We start from the raw sequence: 17,349 nt of genomic DNA on the forward strand, positions 1-17,349 counted from the left end.
ATGCGGTGGGCCCCTGTCGCGCCCCTATGCCGACCCTGTGGCACCCCTATGAGCGTGGTGGCGGAGGGTCAGTCGCGGGCGATGATCGACAAGATGTTGCCGCCCGGGTCCGTGAACCAGGCGATCAGCGGGCCGCCCTTGCGGAACACGAAGTCGTCGTCGGTCTCGCCCGGTGTGCCGGCGTACTTCTCGAACTCGACGCCCTTGGCGCGCAGCTCCGCCACCGTCCCCGGCACGTCCTCGACCGGGAAGTTCAGCACCGTGTAGGTGGCGGGCGCATGCGCCGGGCCCTTCGGGTAGACGAGCACGTCCTTGCCGCCGGCGAGGTGCAGGAACAGCATCCCGTGCTCCTCGGACACGTCCAGCCCGAGCGTCTCGCCGTAGAACTGCTGCGCCGCGGGGATGTCGTCCGTCGAGAACCCGCTGAACGCCTCACTGAGCCCGGCCATGAGAAACCCCTCGATCGTCGTCGTCGGAACACCTCACTGTGCCCCGCTCGCGAAGGCCGGGCCACCGCTACGCGGGGGACGGCGACGTCCGCGCTCGGGCGGCACGGGGTGCTCGAGCGCGGACGTCGGGGGCCACGTGGTCAGACACGGGCCGCGGGTACGGCCGTCAGACGCGGGCCGGGGTCTTGGTGCTGGACGGGCGCTCGGTGCGCGGCGGCGGGGGTGCCGGTGCGGCGGGGAGCGTGACGGTGAACGTGGTGCCGGGTGTGGGCAGGTCGGTGTCGCGACGAGGGTCGGGCGCGGTGCCGGGGCCGACCGTGATGGTCCCGCCGTGGGCGGTGACGACCGCGGAGACGATGGCCAGGCCGAGCCCGGTGGACCCGGTGGTGCGGTTGCGCGAGGCGTCGCCGCGGGTGAACCGCTGGAACAGGCTCTCGCGGAGGGCGGGCGGGATGCCGGGGCCGTCGTCGGCCACCTGGAGCACGACGGACGACCCGGCTCGCCGGAGCCGGACGCTCACGGTCGTGCCGGTCGGGGTGTGCAGGCGGGCGTTGGAGAGCAGGTTCGCCAGCACCTGGCGCAGGCGGTGGTCGTCGCCGATCACGAGCACGTCGTCGGGGGAGGTGTCCTCGGCGAGGTCGAGCGACCAGGTGTGGTCGGGACCGGCCGCGTGGGCGTCGGTGAGCGCGTCGATCGAGAGCAGCGCGAGGTCGACGGGGTCGCTGGCCAGGGGGCGGCCGGCGTCGAGACGCGCGAGCAGGAGCATGTCCTCGAGCAGCCCGGTCATCCGCAGCGACTCGGACTCGACGCGTCCCATCGCCTGCAGGGCACCTGCGGGCAGCTCCTCGGGCGAGCGGCGGACCAGCTCGGCGTAGCCACGGATCGAGGCCAGCGGCGTGCGCAGCTCGTGCGAGGCGTCCGCGACGAACTGCCGCACCTGCGACTCGGACTCGTGCCGGGCGGCGAGCGCCTGCTCGACGTGCCTGAGCAGCTGGTTGAGGGCCGCGCCCACCTGGCCCACCTCGGTGGCGGGGTCGGTGTCGGCGACGGGCACCCGGTCGGCGAGGACGACCTCGCCGCGGTCCAGGGGCAGCCGGGCGACCCGGTTGGCGGTGGTCACCACGCGGTCGAGAGGCCGCAGCTCGCGCCGCACCAGGACCATGCCGATGGCGGCGGCGATCATGAGGGCGAAGACCGCCACCACGGCCTCGATCGCGAGGTAGTTGGTGACGATCGCGTTCACGGGTGCGAGCGGCATGGCCGTCGCGGCGACCGTGCCGTCGGCCGTCGTCGTGGAGACCGCGCGGTACTGGCCCAGATCCGTGAGCGTGACGGTCGTGATCACGTTGTCGTCCGGGATGGCGAGCATCTCGTCGATCTGCTGGTCGGTGAGCCGCGTGAAGCCCGTGCCGCTCGAGTAGCCGGCGTCCCGGGCGCTGACGCTGGACGGGTCCGTGCCCGCCGGCAGCAGAAGGTTCACGGTGCCGAGGTCCACGTTGGGCCGACCCGTGACGGTGCCGCCATCCGTGTCGTTGACCGGCGGCGGGGTGGTCAGGAGGTTGGGCGTCGAGCCGAAGGCGCCGCCGAGGGCCTCACCGCCCGCCGGGGACGGGAAGCGCTGGTTGGTGGCGCGCTCGTGCGCCGCCGAGACCTTCTGGTCCAGCTGGTCGACCAGCGAGCTGCGCAGCGCGAGCGTGGTGACCGCGCCCATCCCGGCCGCGACCACGGCGACGAGCGCGACGACGGTGACCACCAGTCGTCGGCGCAGCGTCCACCGCGGCCGGGCCCCGAGGAAAGCCATCAGACGGTCGGCTTCAGCACGTACCCCACGCCGCGCAGCGTGTGCAGCATCGGGGCGCGACCCTTGTCGATCTTGCGCCGCAGGTAGGAGACGTACAGCTCGACGATGTTGGCCTGGCCGCCGAAGTCGTACTGCCAGACGCGGTCGAGGATCTGCGCCTTGGACAGCACGCGCTTGGGGTTGCGCATGAAGTACCGCAGCAGCTCGAACTCCGTGGCGGTCAAGCGGATGTCGTCGCCGCCGCGGGACACCTCGTGGCTGTCCTCGTCCATCCGCAGGTCGCCGACGACGAGCACGGCCTCCTCGTGCGACGAGACCGACCCGGTCCGGCGGAGCAGCGCGCGGAGCCGAGCGACGACCTCCTCCAGGCTGAACGGCTTCGTCACGTAGTCGTCGCCCCCGGCGGTGAGACCGGCGATCCGGTCCTCGACGGCGTCCTTGGCGGTCAGGAACAGGACGGGCACGTTGGGGTGCGTGGCGCGGACGCGACGCAGCACGTCGATGCCGGACAGGTCGGGGAGCATGACGTCCAGGACGATGACGTCGGGGTCGAGCGCCTTCGCCTGTCGTACTGCGGCGTGCCCGGTCAGGGCGTGGTCCACCTGCCAGCCCTCGTAGCGCAGGGCGGTGGAGAGCAGCTCGGCAAGGGTCGGCTCGTCGTCGACTACCAGTGCGCGAACGGGTGAACCGTCGGGGCGCGTGAGCACGTCCGGGCGGCGGCTGGTCGTGATCGTCATGGTCCGACCTTCGGACCGCTACCTGAGGCGGGCCTGGAGCGACCCTGTGAAAAGTCTGAGAAATCGCCCGGGCCGGGGCCAGTGCCGGCTCAGTCCTCGCTCAGTCGAGCAGGTGAGGTCGCTGAGCGCCCGCGAGCGTCGCCGTGAGGATCGCCTCGATCGCGAACTGGGTGGCGACGGGCAGGTCGACGTTCTCGTCGTCGAGGAGCCACTGGACCTGCAGCCCGTCCATGACGGCGATGATCGAGCTGGCCGCGCGGTCCGCGAGCTCCTCGGAGACCGTGCCGTCGCCGACGGCCAGCAGAGCGGCGCTGATCTCGCCGCGCAGGACCTTGAAACGCTCGGTCACCCACGCCCTCGCGGGGTGGTTCTCGGTGACGGACTCGCCGGTCAGGACGGTATAGCCCTGCACGATGCCGCGTCGGTCGACGTTCATCCGGGCCGTGCGCAGCAGGTGGTGGAACAGCTCCAGACCGCCCGGGATGTGCTGGCCCTCGAGGTCGCGGACGTCCTCCTTGTCGCGGTACTCGAGCACCTCGACGAGCAGCTGCTCCTTGGAGCCGAAGTGGTGCAGGACGCCGGCATGCGTGATGCCGACCTGCTCGGCGACCTCCGTCAGCGAACCGCTCATGTACCCCTTGGAGCCGAACGTGTTGGCGGCTGCACGCAAGATCTCGGCCCTGCGTTCCGCAGTGGCCTGGCGGGGCTGTCGCGGCTTGCGCGCGCCCGCCTTCGGGGGAACCTCGTCGTCCATGACCGAAACCATACTGTGATCATTGCACTTACTGACAAGTCAGTAAGTTGTGCTTTGATGCTCGGCAGAAGACAACGACGTCGATCGGAGAACGCGCTGTGTCACTCGACACGGCCACCCAGCCGCCCACGGCTGAACGGCCCACCACCGGAGAAGCTTCGTTGAGCGCACTGCTCACGCGCCTCTCGCTCGAGGAGAAGGTTCGCCTCGTCGTCGGTGCCGGCCTCTGGTCCACCACCGCGGTGCCGCACATCGGCCTGCGCTCGATGCACGTCTCGGACGGCCCCGCCGGCGTCCGCGGCATCTCGGACAGCGCCGACGAGACGTCGGCCTCCTTCCCCGCCCCCAGCGCGCTGGCCGCGACGTGGGACGTGGACCTCGCCGACGAGGTGGGCGCGGTGTTCGCGGCCGAGGCCCGCCGGCACGGTGTCGACGTGGTGCTCGCCCCGCAGGTCAACCTGCAGCGCACCCCCGTCGGCGGCCGCCACTTCGAGTGCTACTCCGAGGACCCGCTGCTCACCGGTGCGATCGCCGTGCACGTCGTGCGGTCCTCGCAGGACCGCGGCGTCGGGATGTGCATCAAGCACTTCGTCGCCAACGACTCCGAGACCGAGCGCACCAGCTACCTGGCCCGCGTCGACGAGCGCACGCTGCGCGAGGTGTACCTGGCGCCGTTCGAGCAGCTGGTCCGTGAGGCGCAGGCCTGGTCCGTGATGGGCGCCTACTCCGGCGTCGACGACGGTGTCACCGCCGCGCCCGTGCTCGAGCACCGCCCGCTGCTCACCGGCGTCCTCAAGGACGAGTGGGGCTTCGACGGCGTCGTGATCAGCGACTGGGTGGCCACGAAGTCCGTCATCGGTGCCGCCGAGGGCGGTCTCGACCTGCAGATGCCGGGGCCGGACGGACCCTGGGGCGACGGCCTCCTCGACGCGGTGCGCTCGGGCGACGTCAGCGAGTCGCTCCTGGACGACAAGGTCCTGCGGCTGCTCCGCATGGCGCAGCGAGTCGGCGCCCTCGACGGTCTCGAGGCGTCGGGCGCGCTGCGGGACCACGTCGGCGACGTCGACGTCCGCGAGGTCCTCCGTCGCCTGGTCTCCCGCTCGATGGTCGTGCTCCGCGACGACGAGCACGCGCTGCCCGTCGCACCCGAGGCCGTCACGCGCATCGCGCTGCTGGGCCCCAACGCGGTCCATCCCTTCCAGCAAGGGGGCGGCTCCGGCTATGTCCGGCCCGACCGCTCGTCCACCCCTGCCGACGCGCTGCGCTCCGCGTTCGGTGAGGTCGAGGTCGACCTGCACGCCGGCGCGGTCTCCCGCCTGCTGCCCCCGGCGCTGGATCTCGCCGGTCGCTGCACCACCCCGGAGGGCCACGTCGGCGCCCAGGGTGAGCTGCTCGACGCGGACGGCGCCGTGCTCGCCACGGCCGACGTGACCGAGTGGAGCGGCTGGCTCCGCGAGGTGCCGGGCCCCGCGGTCGCGCTGCGCCTGCGGACCACCGTGCGTCTCGACGAGCCGGGCCGGCACGAGGTCGGTGTCGGCACGGTCGGCAAGCACGTCATCTCGGTCGGCGGGCGGGTGCTCTCCTCGAGCGACACCGTCGTCGGCGCCGAGGTCATCCTCGACTCGAGCGTGAACCAGCCGCCGCCGGCCACCCTGGTGATCGACGTGACCGAGCCGACGACCGTCGAGGTCGACGCCCTGGTCCAGGCCGTGCACCCCGTCGGCTACGCCTCCTTCGTGCGGGCCGAGCTGGTGCACCGCACGCCGGGCACGTCCCCCGACGAGCTGCTCGCGGTCGCCGTCGAGGCCGCCGCCGCGGCCGACCTCGCGATCGTCGTCGTCGGCACCAACGAGGAGATCGAGTCCGAGGGGTACGACCGCACGAGCCTCGCCCTGCCCGGGTCGCAGGACCAGCTGGTCAAGGCGACGATGGCGGCGAACCCGAACACGATCGTGGTGGTCAACGCCGGCGCCCCTGTGATCCTGCCCTGGCTCGACGAGGTGCCGTGCGTCGTGTGGGCCTGGCTCGGCGGCCAGGAGTGGCCCGAGGCGCTGGCCGACGTGCTGACCGGCCTCACCGAGCCGTCGGGACGCCTCCCGTGGACGCTTCCCGCGCACGAGTCGGACGTCCCCGTGCCGGACGCGGTCCCCGTGGACGGCGTGGTCGAGTACCACGAGGGGGTGCACGTCGGGTACCGCTCCTGGCTCGCCCTCGGCCGCACACCCGCCGCCCCGTTCGGGCACGGCCTGGGCTGGACCACGTGGGAGTACGAAGCCGTGACATCCGCCCTCGACGCCGACGGGGGGGTCGTGCTGGACGTCATCGTCCGCAACACGGGGACCCGCGCCGGTCGTGAGGTCGTCCAGGTCTACGTCGAGCCGCCCGAGGACTCGTCCTCGGGTACGCCCGGTGCCGAGCGTCCCGTGCGCTGGCTCGGCGGTTTCAGTGTCGTGCACGCCGAGCCCGGTGCGCACGAGCCGGTCCGGGTACGGGTGGACGCGCGTGCGTTCCGCACCTGGGACACGGAACAGCCCGGTTGGGTCACCCCGGCCGGTACCTACCCGATCCGCGTGGGCCGTTCGTCAGGCGACCTACGTCTAGCGGTGGACGTCGACCTTCCGGGGTCCGCGCCCACCCGGCCAGACCCGCACCTGTAGTCCCTGAAGTACGGGCGATCCGCAGTCGCCCGGCAAGGCTCCCTAGTCAGTCCCGACAGCGAACGACCCCCGTAAGTACCCCAGCAGTGCAAGGAGGCACTCCGTGAGAACGCGCAAGCTCGCAACGATGATGGCCGGTATGGCCACGATCGCGCTGCTCGCCACAGCCTGTTCGTCGGGCAGTGGCAGCGACAGCTCGACCAGCTCCGGTGGTGGCGGCTCGTCCAACGCCGTCCTGACGATCGGCATGCCCAACGGCGCGCAGACGAACAACCAGAACCCGTTCGCCACGAACTCGTCGGCCATGTCCCTCGGCTACGCGAACGTCATCTACGAACCCCTCATGATGGTCAACGAGGCCAACCCGGCCGCCGACCCCGAGCCGTGGCTCGCGAAGTCGATCACGTGGAACGCGGACTTCACCGAGGCCACGATCACGCCGCGTGAGGGCGTCAAGTGGTCCGACGGCCAGGACTTCACCGCCGCCGACATCGCGTTCAGCATCAACCTGCGCAAGAACAACGACGCGATCAACGCCGCGGCCCTGCCGTACGGCGACGTCGCCGTGCAGGACGACGGCACGGTCAAGGTCGGCTTCACGGCCGGCCAGTTCGTCAACCAGACCAAGCTGTACAGCCTGATGATGGTTCCGGAGCACATCTGGAAGGGCATCGCGGACCCGACGACGGACCCGAACACCAAGCCCGTCGGCACCGGCCCGTTCACCCTGACGTCCTGGACGCCGCAGGCGGCCACCCTCGACCCCAACCCGACCTACTGGGGTGGCAAGTCGCAGGTTCACGAGCTGCGCTACTCGTCCTACACGGACAACAACGCGCTCACCACGGCCCTCACCACCGGTGAGGTGCAGTGGGGCTGGACGTTCATCGCGGACTTCGACAAGGTCTACATCGCGAAGGACCCCGACCACTTCCACCAGTACGCGGCGGCGGGTCTGGGCATCGACACGATGTTCCTGAACAGCACGACCAAGCCGTTCAACAACAAGGCGTTCCGTCAGGCGCTGAACACGGCGATCGACCGGGCGGCCATCACGAAGACGGCGTCCTCGGGCACCTACCCGGTCCTCACGAACGTCACCGGCCTGCCGCTCCCGGCCGGTCAGACGTTCCTGAACCCGGCGCTCGACGGCAAGAACTACGCGTCCAGCCTCGACGACGCCAAGAAGATCCTCACGGACGCCGGGTACACCGGGGTCGGGACCGCACTGAAGGACCCCGATGGTGAGGCCGTGAAGTTCTCGATCACGGACCCGACCGGTTGGAACGACTACAACACGGCTCAGGACCTCATCGTCGCCACGGCCAAGGAGCTCGGCGCCGACGCCACGGCGGACAAGCCCCCGGCCGACAACTGGTTCAGCGACGTCCCCCTGGGCAACTTCCAGGCGGCGCTGCACTGGACCGACGGTGGCGCGACGCCGTACGACATGTACTCCGACATGTTCGACGGCGCCCAGTACCAGCCGATCGGGCAGAAGGCCAACTGGAACTTCGGGCGCTACCAGAACGACGCCGCCACGGCCGCGTTCAAGACGTACGCCAGCAGCGCCAGCGCCGACGACCGCACCAAGGCGCTGAACGACATCCAGCAGATCTTCGTCGACGACGTCCCGGCCATCGCGATCTGGTCGCGGCCGCAGACGGCGCAGTACTCCACGAAGAACTACGTCGGGTGGCCGGACACGGACAACCCGTACGCGGGCCCGCAGCCGACCCGCCCGGGTGCTGCCGAGATCGTCATGAAGCTCAAGCCCGCCAGCTGAGCCTCTCGACGATCGAGGGTTGTCGTCAGGGTGCTGTGCAGTGAACGGCACGATGATGGCCTGACGACGATCCGACCGCGGGTGCGGTGGGGACTCCTCCCCACCGCACCTGCGGGCACCGCCCGCCCTGACGCACGTTTCTCCCCCCAGGTGAGCTGATGACTGCCCCCACGCAAGGTCCGACCCAGGAGCGCGGCGACGGCGCCGCCCCGGCGGACACGCCGGTCCTGCAGGCCGTGTCGATCCGCAAGTACTTCCCCGTCCGCGGGTTCCGCTCGAAGAAGGTCGTGCACGCGGTCGACGACGTCGACCTCGAGCTCCACCGCGGGCGCGTCGTCGCCCTCGTCGGCGAGTCCGGCTCCGGCAAGTCGACGATCGCCCGGCTGCTCGCGCAGCTGATGAGCCTGACCGACGGCCAGATCCTGCTGAACGGCGAGGACGCCAAGACCACGAGCCGCGCCGGCTTCCGGCGGTACGTGTCGAAGGTCCAGATGATCTTCCAGGACCCGTTCGCGTCGCTGAACCCCGTGCACACCGTGCGGTACACGCTGACGCGCAGCCTCAAGATCCACCGGGGACGCCTGCGCGGGGACGACCTGGAGAACGCGCTCGACGAGCTGCTCGACCGCGTCAACCTCCGCCCGTCGGAGCGGTACATCGACAAGTTCCCCCACGAGCTGTCGGGCGGCCAGCGCCAGCGCGTCGCGATCGCGCGCGCCCTGGCCGCGAACCCCCAGGTGCTGCTCGCCGACGAGCCGATCTCGATGCTCGACGTCTCGATCCGCCTCGGCATCCTCAACCTGCTGCGTGACCTGCGCGACCGCCTGCAGATCGCGATCCTCTACATCACGCACGACATCGCGTCGGCCCGCTACTTCGCCGACCGCACGATGGTGATGTACGCGGGCCGCGTGGTGGAGAGCGGCGACAGCGAGTCCGTCACCCAGGACCCCAAGCACCCGTACACCCAGCTGCTGGTCCGGTCGGCACCCGACCCCGACGACCTCGACGCCCGGGCCCGGGGCGCCCGCGGCGAGGCCCCCAGCCTGGTCACGCCCCCCGAGGGATGCCGGTTCAACCCGCGCTGCCCGTTCGCCAACGACGTCTGCCGCAGCGAGCTCCCGCCGCTCATGGAGGTCGGGGTCGGGCGCAAGGCAGCGTGCTGGGGCTACTCCGACCGTCCCGACCGTCCGCAGCTCGGTTCCGTGCTCGACGCCTACGGCCAGCGCCCGACGATCGACGTCGAGGCGGTCGCCCACGCTGACGCCGGTCTGAGCAGCGCAGCCCCTGACCAGGAGGGCCCCCGATGAGGTTCATGGTGCGCCGCATCATCTTCTACATCGTCACCTTCTGGGCGGCCGTGACGCTGAACTTCTTCATCCCGCGCATGATGCCGGGCGACCCGGTCACCGCGCTGATGGGCCGCCTGCAGGGGCAGATGGACTCGCACGCGGAGCACGCGCTGCGGGTGCTGCTGGGCCTGGACGACACGCAGTCGCTGTGGCAGCAGTACCTCAACTACTGGCAGCTGATCCTGCACGGCAACCTCGGCCGCTCGTTCACGTTCTTCCCGACGCCGGTCTTCGACATCGTCAAGCAGGCGCTGCCCTGGACGGTCGGGCTCGTGGGTGTCGCGACGATCATCGCCTTCACCCTCGGCACGCTCATCGGCCGGTCCATCGGCTGGCGGCGCGGCACCTGGGCGGACTCGGCGCTGCCGATCTCGGCCTTCTTCTCGGCGGTGCCGTACTTCTGGCTGGCCCTGATCGCCATCTCGGTGTTCTCGGTGCGTCTCGGCTGGTTCCCCTCCAGCGGCAGCTACGACCGCTCGATGGTGCCCAGCTGGTCGTTGCAGTTCATCGGCTCCGTCATCTACTACGGCTTCCTGCCGGCGATGACGATCGTCGTCGCGTCCGTGTCCGGGTGGATCCTCGGCATGCGCAACATGATGGTCACCGTGTCCTCCGAGGACTACGTGACCGTCGCGCAGGCCAAGGGCCTCAAGGAGCGGCGCGTGAAGAGCGGGTACGCCTCGCGCAACGCGATCCTGCCGCAGGTGTCCAGCTTCGCCCTGTCGCTCGGGTTCGTCGTCGGCGGCACCCTGATCATGGAGATGGTCTTCTCCTACCAGGGCATCGGCTACATCCTGTTCACCGCGGTGTCCACGCACGACTACCCGCTCATGCAGGGCTGCTTCCTCGTGATCACCATGGCCGTCCTCGTCGCCAACATCGTTGCCGACTTCGTCTACGCCGCGCTCGACCCGCGGACCCGGCAGGAGGGCTGACATGGCCATCGACCTGACTCTCCTGGAAGACACCCCGGACGTCACGACCGCGGAGACCACCACTTCCGGCAAGCAGCGGTTCGTCTTCCTGCGCAACGCGAAGTCCCTGACGGGGTTCGTCATCCTCGCGTTCTTCGGCATCCTGGCGATCATCGGGCCCTGGATCGTGCCCTACCCGCCCGGTGCCCTGAGCGCCGACCTGCTGCAGGCGCCGTCGGGCGCGCACTGGCTGGGCACCAACCAGCTGGGCCAGGACATCCTGTCGCAGATCATCTTCGGCACCCGCAGCGTGGTGATCGTCGGCCTGATCGCCGGCATCGGCGCGACGGCGATCGGGGTGCTCGTCGGCGTGACGTCGGGCTACATCGGCGGGATCGGTGACGAGGGCCTGTCCATGCTGGCCAACATCTTCCTGGTCATCCCGCAGCTGCCGCTCATCATCATCATCGCCGGCCAGCTGCCGTCGGTCGGTGGGGTCACGGTCGCGGCGGTGATCGCGGTGACGGGCTGGGCCTGGGGCGCGCGCGTCCTGCGTGCGCAGACGCTGTCGCTACGACGGCGGGACTTCGTGGAGGCGTCGCGCGCCAGCGGGGAGAGCACGTGGCGCATCATCACCGCGGAGATCATGCCGAACCTGACGGCCATCATCGCCTCGGGCTTCGTCGCGACCGTCGTGTTCGCGGTGCTCACCCAGACCACGCTGGCCTTCATCGGCATCGGTGACCCCAACGACTGGAACTGGGGCACTATCCTGTACGGCGCCCAGAACAACCTCGCGCTGCAGCGTGGCGCCTGGTGGTGGTTCGTGCCCGCCGGTCTGTGCATCGCCCTGGTCGGTATGGCCCTCACGCTCGTCAACTTCGGTATCGACGAGTTCGTCAACCCGCGGCTGCGCAGCGTCGGCCTGAACGCCCGCAGCCTGCGCAAGCGCGGCATCCGGCCCCGCATCGGCTTCACACCGGTGGTGTACGAGGCCACGGGCGGACAGCGCACGACCGAGCTGGTGACCGAGTCCGAACAGCTCACCGTGCAGAACATCGCTCCGTCGACCGGACACCATCCGAGCGGGCACAGCAGGAAGGATGACCGAGCATGAGCGCCGTCCCCACGCGATCCGTCTGGACGCCGGGCGAGGTCGGCCGCGTCGCGGAGCCCGTGCTCGAGATCAAGAACCTGTCGGTCGACTACGGCTTCGACGCCAACCCGACGCACGTCCTGCGCGACGTCTCGCTGACCCTGAACCGCGGCGAGGTGCTCGGCCTGGCCGGCGAGTCGGGCTGCGGCAAGTCCACGCTCGCCTACGCGGCCACGCGGCTTCTGCCGCCGCCGGGCATGATCACGGGTGGCGAGGTCGTGTTCACCGACCGCTCGGGCTCGCAGGTCGACGTGCTGGCCATGAGCGACCAGGACCTGCGTGCCTCGCGGTGGCAGGACATGGCGATCGTGTTCCAGGGCGCGATGAACTCGCTCAACCCGGTGCACCGCATCGGGCGGCAGATCTCCGACGCCCTGCTGGCGCACCTGCCGGCCATGAAGAAGAGCGAGGCCGCGGAGCGGTCGGCCGACCTGCTGGACATGGTCGGCATCTCGCCCGACCGTCTGCGCTCGTTCCCGCACCAGCTCTCCGGGGGCATGCGCCAGCGCGTCATGATCGCGATGGCGCTGGCCCTGGACCCGCAGGTCCTGATCATGGACGAGCCGACCACCGCGCTCGACGTCGTGATGCAGCGGCAGATCGTGGAGCAGATCGCCGAGCTGCGCGACCGTCTCGGGTTCTCGGTCATCTTCATCACGCACGACGTCTCGCTGCTCATCGAGATCGCGGACCGCATCGCGATCATGTACGCCGGTGAGATCGTCGAGGAGGCCGCGGCGCAGGACGTCTACCGGCGTCCACGGCACCCCTACTCCGACGCCCTCCTGCACTCGTTCCCGCCGCTGCGCGGGCCGCGGCGTGAGCTCGGCGGCATCCCCGGCTCGCCGCCGGACCTGGCCAAGCGGCCCACCGGCTGCCCGTTCCGGGACCGGTGCGCCCACGCGTTCGACGCGTGTGCCACGGTCCACCCGGAGCTCGTGGTCCCGGCCGTCCCCGGCGACGACCCGCGTCGTCAGGTCGCCTGCCTGCGGCACGACCCGGCGGCGGTCGCCGCGGCCGGCTTCCAGCCGGTCCCGGTGCCCGTGGAGCTGTCCGTCCGGTAACCCGTTCTCCGCTGATCCCCCGGTCCGTCCTCGGAGGCATCCGCCTCGGTCGTCGCCCGTCGACGACCGTGTCGCCACCGAGGGCGGGCCGGTTCGCGTGAGCGTGCGTCAGGACGGGTCAGCCTGCGGAGACCGGGCGCTGGCGAGTGCCTGTGCTGTCCGGGCTCCGCGGGCGCGATCGTGCCGTTCATGAGCGGCGCGCCGTTGCCGCCGGCCTTTCGTCGCGAAGGTCTCTCACAGGTCAAGAGGCGCCCACGTCCAGGTGTTCCACAGGCCAGGTGGGTGAAGTGGCTCCCGAGCCCGTGGACGACCACCCGCTCGCCGACGCCGGGAGGCACGCGATGAGCACCATGACCGTAGGAGAGCTCGGCCGGACCTTCGAGCCGCAGAGCGCCCCGGACGCGTCCTTCTCCTGGCAGGAGCCGTGGCTCACTGCGAACGTCCGACCCGCCGGCTCGTTCGGGCGCGCCGACGTGGTGCGGCTGCGGGCGCTGCTCGACGCGCTGTCGGCCAGCGCGTCGATGGTCGTCCTCGACCTCGGGGCCGTGAGCCTGCGCAGCCACCACGCCGCCGACGTGATCGACGAGGCGGCGATCGAGCTCGAGCGGCGCGGCGGGTGCCTGCTGTGCATCAACGCCGACGACGAGGTCAGGGCGCAGCTGGGCACCTGCACCCACGCGGTCGTCGTCGCGCAGGGCGAGCCGACGCCGGTCGGCGTCCCGCGCTGAGCCGCTGCCGCGGCGAGGCCGCTCGGCGCGGTGACCTACCGTTGTGCGGTGAGCGATGCCCCCGTCCTGCGCGCGCCGGTGCGTCCGGTCCCGGTCGTCCGCGACCGACGGACCGGCGTCGTGGTGGTCTCGCTGCTGGTCGCGGTGCTCTCGTTCGTCGGGGTCTGGTTGCTGTGGCGGGTGTTCGTCGACACGCTGGCGGGCCAGGAGGTGGACAACGCCGCGCTGCAGGGTGCCCGCTACGGGCAGACGCAGCTGTGGCGGGTGGCCGAGCACGTGCTGGACGTCGTGTCGGTCGGGTTCATCGCGACGGTGCTGATCGCGGCCATGCTCATCGCCGCGCTGCGTCGCCGCTGGTCGCTCGCCGTGCAGGTCGCGGTCCTGATGATCGGGGCCAACCTCACCACGCAGGTGCTGAAGAACCACGTGTTCGAGCAGACCTGGTTCGGTGTCGAGGCCAGCTACGGGAACACGCTGCCCAGCGGCCACACGACGGCCGCGGCCTCCATCTCGGCGGCGCTCCTGCTCGTCGTGCCCCCGCGGGTGCGGCCGTGGGCGGCGGTCCTGGGGGCGGCCTACACGACGGCGACGGGCGTCTCGACGCTCATCGGGCAGTGGCACCGGCCGTCCGACGTGGTCGCCGCCGTGCTCGTGGTCCTCGCCTGGACGGCCATCGCGTGCGCGCTGGTGGCGCTCACGCCGCCCCGGGTGCCCACCGCGACCGGGGCGTTGCGGATCCCGACGGGTCGCGAGGCCGACCGCGACGCCACACCCGCGACCATGCGAGCCGTGGTGTCCGTGCTCGTGGTCGTCGGCGTCGCCGCCGGGGGCGCCGCGGCCGTGGCGATCTCGCACACCTGGCACAACCGCAACGAGCTCACGAGCCGCGCGGACCAGCTCACCGCGTACTTCGGCGGAGCCGCGGGGGCCCTCATGGCGTCCTGCCTCGCCTTCGCGATCATGCTCGTCCTGCGGCAGGCTGCGGCGGCTCGGCCGGGCGTCGTCGGAACGGATGTGCAATCGACTCGCCCACCTGGGAGTTACGCGTAGGTAGGGACTCCCGGAACACGGGCGGATTGCCGGAGGCTTGACGGAACGCCGTAGAGTCCCCAGCGGTGCACTAGGTGCGGTGTCAACCGACGCCGCGCAGTCTGAGGAAGGCCGAACGGATGTCTGCAGGGCGCAAGCTCGTCATCGTGGAGTCGCCTGCGAAGGCGCGCACGATCGCCGGGTACCTGGGCGACGAGTACGACGTCGAGGCGAGCGTCGGGCACATCCGCGACCTCCCGCAGCCGTCCGAGCTGCCCGCGGACATGAAGAAGGGCCCGTTCGGCAAGTTCGCGGTCGACGTCGACAACGGCTTCGCTCCGTACTACGTGGTCGACGCCGACAAGCGGAAGAAGGTCAGCGAGCTCAAGAAGCTGCTGAAGGACTCCGACGAGCTCTTCCTGGCCACCGATGAGGACCGCGAGGGCGAGGCCATCGCCTGGCACCTGCTGCAGGAGCTCAAGCCCAAGGTGCCGGTCAAGCGCATGGTGTTCCACGAGATCACCCGCGAGGCCATCCAGCGCGCCCTCGTCGACACCCGCGACCTGGACGACCGGCTGGTCGACGCGCAGGAGACCCGCCGCATCCTCGACCGGCTGTACGGGTACGAGGTCAGCCCGGTGCTGTGGCGCAAGGTCCGCCAGGGGCTCTCGGCAGGCCGCGTGCAGTCGGTCGCGACGCGGCTCGTCGTCGAGCGTGAGCGCGAGCGGATGGCGTTCGTCGCCGCCGAGTACTGGGACATCACCGGTTCTTTTGCGGTCGCCGACACCGCTGAGCCTTCCTTCTCCGCGCGACTCTCGTCGGTCGACGGCCGACGGGTTGCCTCGGGCCGCGACTTCGCCGACGACGGGACCCTGAAGTCCGCGGACGTCGCGCACGTCGACGAGGCGGTCGCGACGGCCCTCGTCGCCAACCTGTCCGAGTCGTCCTTCGAGGTCGCCTCGTTGGAGACCAAGCCGTACACCCGCCGTCCCGCCGCGCCGTTCACCACCTCGACGCTGCAGCAGGAGGCCTCGCGCAAGCTGCGCATGGCGTCCCGGCAGACCATGCGCACGGCGCAGGGCCTGTACGAGAACGGCTACATCACCTATATGCGTACGGACTCCTCGTCGCTGAGCGCGCAGGCCATCTCGGCCGCCCGCCGGCAGGCGTCCGAGCTGTACGGGCCCGAGTACGTGCCCGACGCACCGCGCGTCTACACGAGCAAGGCCAAGGGCGCCCAGGAGGCGCACGAGGCCATCCGACCCGCCGGTGACCACTTCCGCACGCCGGCGCAGGTCGCCCGTGAGCTCTCCGGTGACCAGTTCCGGCTGTACGAGCTGATCTGGAAGCGCACGGTCGCCTCGCAGATGGCCGACGCCCGCGGGCAGACCGCGTCCGTCCGCCTAGGCGCCACGGCCTCCGACGGCACCGACGTCCTGTTCTCCGCGTCCGGCACCGTCATCACGTTCCGCGGGTTCCTGGCCGCGTACGAGGAAGGTCGCGACGTCTCCCGGTACGACACGGACTCGTCGACCGCCGACGAGTCGAAGGGCGACGCGCGGCTGCCGTCGATGAGCGAGGGCGACCCGCTGACGGCGTCGGACCTGACCGCCGACGGGCACCGCACCTCGCCGCCGCCGCGCTTCACCGAGGCGTCGCTGGTCAAGGCTCTGGAGGAGCGGGGGATCGGCCGCCCGTCGACGTACGCCGCGACGATCTCCGTGATCCAGGACCGCGGGTACGTGACCGGTCGCGGGCAGGCGCTCGTCCCGTCGTGGCTCGCGTTCGCGGTGACCCGGCTGCTCGAGGAGAACTTCGACTGGCTGGTCGACTACGACTTCACGGCCGAGATGGAGGAGGACCTCGACGCGATCGCGGCGGGGGACAAGGACCGGGTGGCCTGGCTGTCGCGGTTCTACTTCGGCGACGGCTCCGGCAACGAGGAGGGCGAGGGTCTGCGCGACCTCGTCGCGAACCTCGGCGAGATCGACGCCCGCGAGGTCAACTCGATCCCGATCGGCGAGGGCATCGTCCTGCGGGTGGGCCGCTACGGCCCCTACCTCGAGGACTCGGCGGCCGAGCCCGGCGACGACGGCAACCCGCGCCGGGCCTCGGTGCCCGAGGAGCTGGCGCCGGACGAGCTGACCGTCGCGAAGGCCCGCGAGCTGCTGGAGACGCAGCCCGAGGGTGACCAGGTGCTGGGCACGGACCCCGTCGCCGGGACGCCGATCGTCGCGCGCAACGGCCGCTACGGGCCGTACGTGACCGAGGTCCTGCCGGATCCCGAGATCGACACCTCGCTGTCGCAGGCGGCGCAGAAGCGCGCGCTGGCGGCCGCTCCGAAGCCGCGCACGGGGTCGCTGTTCAAGTCGATGTCGCTGGCCTCGATCACGCTCGACGACGCGCTCCTGCTGCTGTCGCTGCCCCGCGTGGTGGGCGTGGACCCCGAGTCGGGCGCCGAGATCACCGCGCAGAACGGCCGCTACGGCCCGTACCTGAAGAAGGGCACGGACTCCCGGACGCTCGCCTCCGAGGAGGCGCTCTTCAGCACGACCCTCGACGAGGCCCTGGCCATCTACGCGCAGCCGAAGCGCGGGCGCGGCGCGACGTCGGCCCCGCCGCTGCGCGAGCTGGGCGACGACCCGACGTCCGAGAAGCCGATCACGGTCAAGGAAGGGCGCTTCGGGGCCTACGTCACCGACGGGGTCACCAACCGCACCCTGCCGCGCGACCTGACGCCGGAGACGATCACGCGCGAGCAGGCCGTTGAGCTGCTCTCGGAGAAGCGGGCGTCCGCTCCCGCCAAGAAGAAGGCGCCGGCTCGTCGCGCGACGACGGCTCGTGCGAAGGCACCGGCTGCAGCGAAAAAGGCTGCGACCAAGAAGTAACAGCGCTTTTCTCGCCGCCATTCTCTGACGCTCG

Annotated in this window: 13 protein-coding genes; 9 read left to right on the forward strand and 4 right to left on the reverse strand. The window is 70.9% G+C overall.

The window, feature by feature from the left end; genetic code table 11:
* Nucleotides 1-68 precede the first annotated feature (68 nt).
* From ACPPVS_RS01230 to ACPPVS_RS01245, 4 genes are all read right to left on the reverse strand, one after another.
* Nucleotides 69-449 (reverse strand): VOC family protein, encoded by a 381-nt coding sequence (locus ACPPVS_RS01230; protein WP_426594116.1) that lies wholly within the window; start codon nucleotides 447-449, stop codon nucleotides 69-71.
* A gap of 166 nt (nucleotides 450-615) precedes the next feature.
* Nucleotides 616-2,250 carry a sensor histidine kinase gene (locus ACPPVS_RS01235; protein ID WP_426594118.1) on the reverse strand — a complete coding sequence of 545 codons (1,635 nt, stop codon included), beginning with the start codon at nucleotides 2,248-2,250 and terminating at the stop codon, nucleotides 616-618.
* Entirely contained in the window at nucleotides 2,250-2,987 is a 738-nt protein-coding gene (locus ACPPVS_RS01240; protein WP_426594120.1) for a response regulator transcription factor, read from the reverse strand. The genes ACPPVS_RS01235 and ACPPVS_RS01240 overlap by 1 nt, the downstream gene beginning before the upstream one ends.
* A gap of 100 nt (nucleotides 2,988-3,087) precedes the next feature.
* Nucleotides 3,088-3,741: a TetR/AcrR family transcriptional regulator gene (locus ACPPVS_RS01245; RefSeq protein ID WP_426594122.1), complete on the reverse strand. Its 654-nt coding sequence runs from the start codon at nucleotides 3,739-3,741 to the stop codon at nucleotides 3,088-3,090.
* A 161-nt stretch (nucleotides 3,742-3,902) separates the two neighbouring features.
* Here ACPPVS_RS01245 and ACPPVS_RS01250 point away from each other — a divergent pair, with 161 nt between their 5' ends.
* From ACPPVS_RS01250 to topA, 9 genes are all read left to right on the forward strand, one after another.
* Nucleotides 3,903-6,398, forward strand: coding sequence for a beta-glucosidase (locus tag ACPPVS_RS01250; protein ID WP_426594124.1), 2,496 nt, complete (start codon nucleotides 3,903-3,905; stop codon nucleotides 6,396-6,398).
* A 103-nt stretch (nucleotides 6,399-6,501) separates the two neighbouring features.
* Nucleotides 6,502-8,184 (forward strand): ABC transporter substrate-binding protein, encoded by a 1,683-nt coding sequence (locus ACPPVS_RS01255; RefSeq protein WP_426594126.1) that lies wholly within the window; start codon nucleotides 6,502-6,504, stop codon nucleotides 8,182-8,184.
* 158 nt (nucleotides 8,185-8,342) lie between these two features.
* Nucleotides 8,343-9,494, forward strand: coding sequence for an ABC transporter ATP-binding protein (locus ACPPVS_RS01260; protein WP_426594128.1), 1,152 nt, complete (start codon nucleotides 8,343-8,345; stop codon nucleotides 9,492-9,494).
* On the forward strand, nucleotides 9,491-10,471 hold the full coding sequence (locus tag ACPPVS_RS01265; RefSeq protein ID WP_426594130.1) for an ABC transporter permease: 981 nt from the start codon (nucleotides 9,491-9,493) through the stop codon (nucleotides 10,469-10,471). The genes ACPPVS_RS01260 and ACPPVS_RS01265 overlap by 4 nt, the downstream gene beginning before the upstream one ends.
* Nucleotide 10,472: 1 nt before the next feature.
* A complete protein-coding gene (locus tag ACPPVS_RS01270; RefSeq protein ID WP_426594132.1) occupies nucleotides 10,473-11,567 on the forward strand; it encodes an ABC transporter permease in 1,095 nt (364 codons plus the stop codon).
* On the forward strand, nucleotides 11,564-12,670 hold the full coding sequence (locus ACPPVS_RS01275; RefSeq protein WP_426594134.1) for an ABC transporter ATP-binding protein: 1,107 nt from the start codon (nucleotides 11,564-11,566) through the stop codon (nucleotides 12,668-12,670). The genes ACPPVS_RS01270 and ACPPVS_RS01275 overlap by 4 nt, the downstream gene beginning before the upstream one ends.
* 287 nt (nucleotides 12,671-12,957) lie before the next feature.
* A complete protein-coding gene (locus ACPPVS_RS01280) occupies nucleotides 12,958-13,398 on the forward strand; it encodes a hypothetical protein (RefSeq protein WP_426594136.1) in 441 nt (146 codons plus the stop codon).
* Between the two features lie 48 nt (nucleotides 13,399-13,446).
* The gene (locus tag ACPPVS_RS01285; protein ID WP_426594138.1) at nucleotides 13,447-14,448 is read left to right on the forward strand and encodes a phosphatase PAP2 family protein; all 1,002 of its coding nucleotides are present in this window, start codon (nucleotides 13,447-13,449) and stop codon (nucleotides 14,446-14,448) included.
* Nucleotides 14,449-14,567: 119 nt separating this feature from the next.
* Nucleotides 14,568-17,315 carry a type I DNA topoisomerase gene (gene topA, locus ACPPVS_RS01290; protein ID WP_426594140.1) on the forward strand — a complete coding sequence of 916 codons (2,748 nt, stop codon included), beginning with the start codon at nucleotides 14,568-14,570 and terminating at the stop codon, nucleotides 17,313-17,315.
* Nucleotides 17,316-17,349: the final 34 nt, after the last annotated feature.

This window comes from Cellulomonas sp. McL0617 (assembly GCF_049994875.1).
Taxonomy (GTDB): Bacteria; Actinomycetota; Actinomycetes; order Actinomycetales; family Cellulomonadaceae; genus Cellulomonas.

Excerpts from the sequence above, each read along its gene's own strand:
- ACPPVS_RS01270 (WP_426594132.1), top strand. The coding sequence starts at position 10,473 with ATGGCCATCGACCTGACTCTCCTGGAAGACACCCCGGACGTCACGACC.
- ACPPVS_RS01240 (WP_426594120.1), bottom strand. The coding sequence starts at position 2,987 with ATGACGATCACGACCAGCCGCCGCCCGGACGTGCTCACGCGCCCCGAC.
- ACPPVS_RS01265 (WP_426594130.1), top strand. The coding sequence starts at position 9,491 with ATGAGGTTCATGGTGCGCCGCATCATCTTCTACATCGTCACCTTCTGG.
- ACPPVS_RS01275 (WP_426594134.1), top strand. The coding sequence starts at position 11,564 with ATGAGCGCCGTCCCCACGCGATCCGTCTGGACGCCGGGCGAGGTCGGC.
- ACPPVS_RS01235 (WP_426594118.1), bottom strand. The coding sequence starts at position 2,250 with ATGGCTTTCCTCGGGGCCCGGCCGCGGTGGACGCTGCGCCGACGACTG.
- topA (WP_426594140.1), top strand. The coding sequence starts at position 14,568 with ATGTCTGCAGGGCGCAAGCTCGTCATCGTGGAGTCGCCTGCGAAGGCG.
- ACPPVS_RS01245 (WP_426594122.1), bottom strand. The coding sequence starts at position 3,741 with ATGGACGACGAGGTTCCCCCGAAGGCGGGCGCGCGCAAGCCGCGACAG.
- ACPPVS_RS01260 (WP_426594128.1), top strand. The coding sequence starts at position 8,343 with ATGACTGCCCCCACGCAAGGTCCGACCCAGGAGCGCGGCGACGGCGCC.
- ACPPVS_RS01230 (WP_426594116.1), bottom strand. The coding sequence starts at position 449 with ATGGCCGGGCTCAGTGAGGCGTTCAGCGGGTTCTCGACGGACGACATC.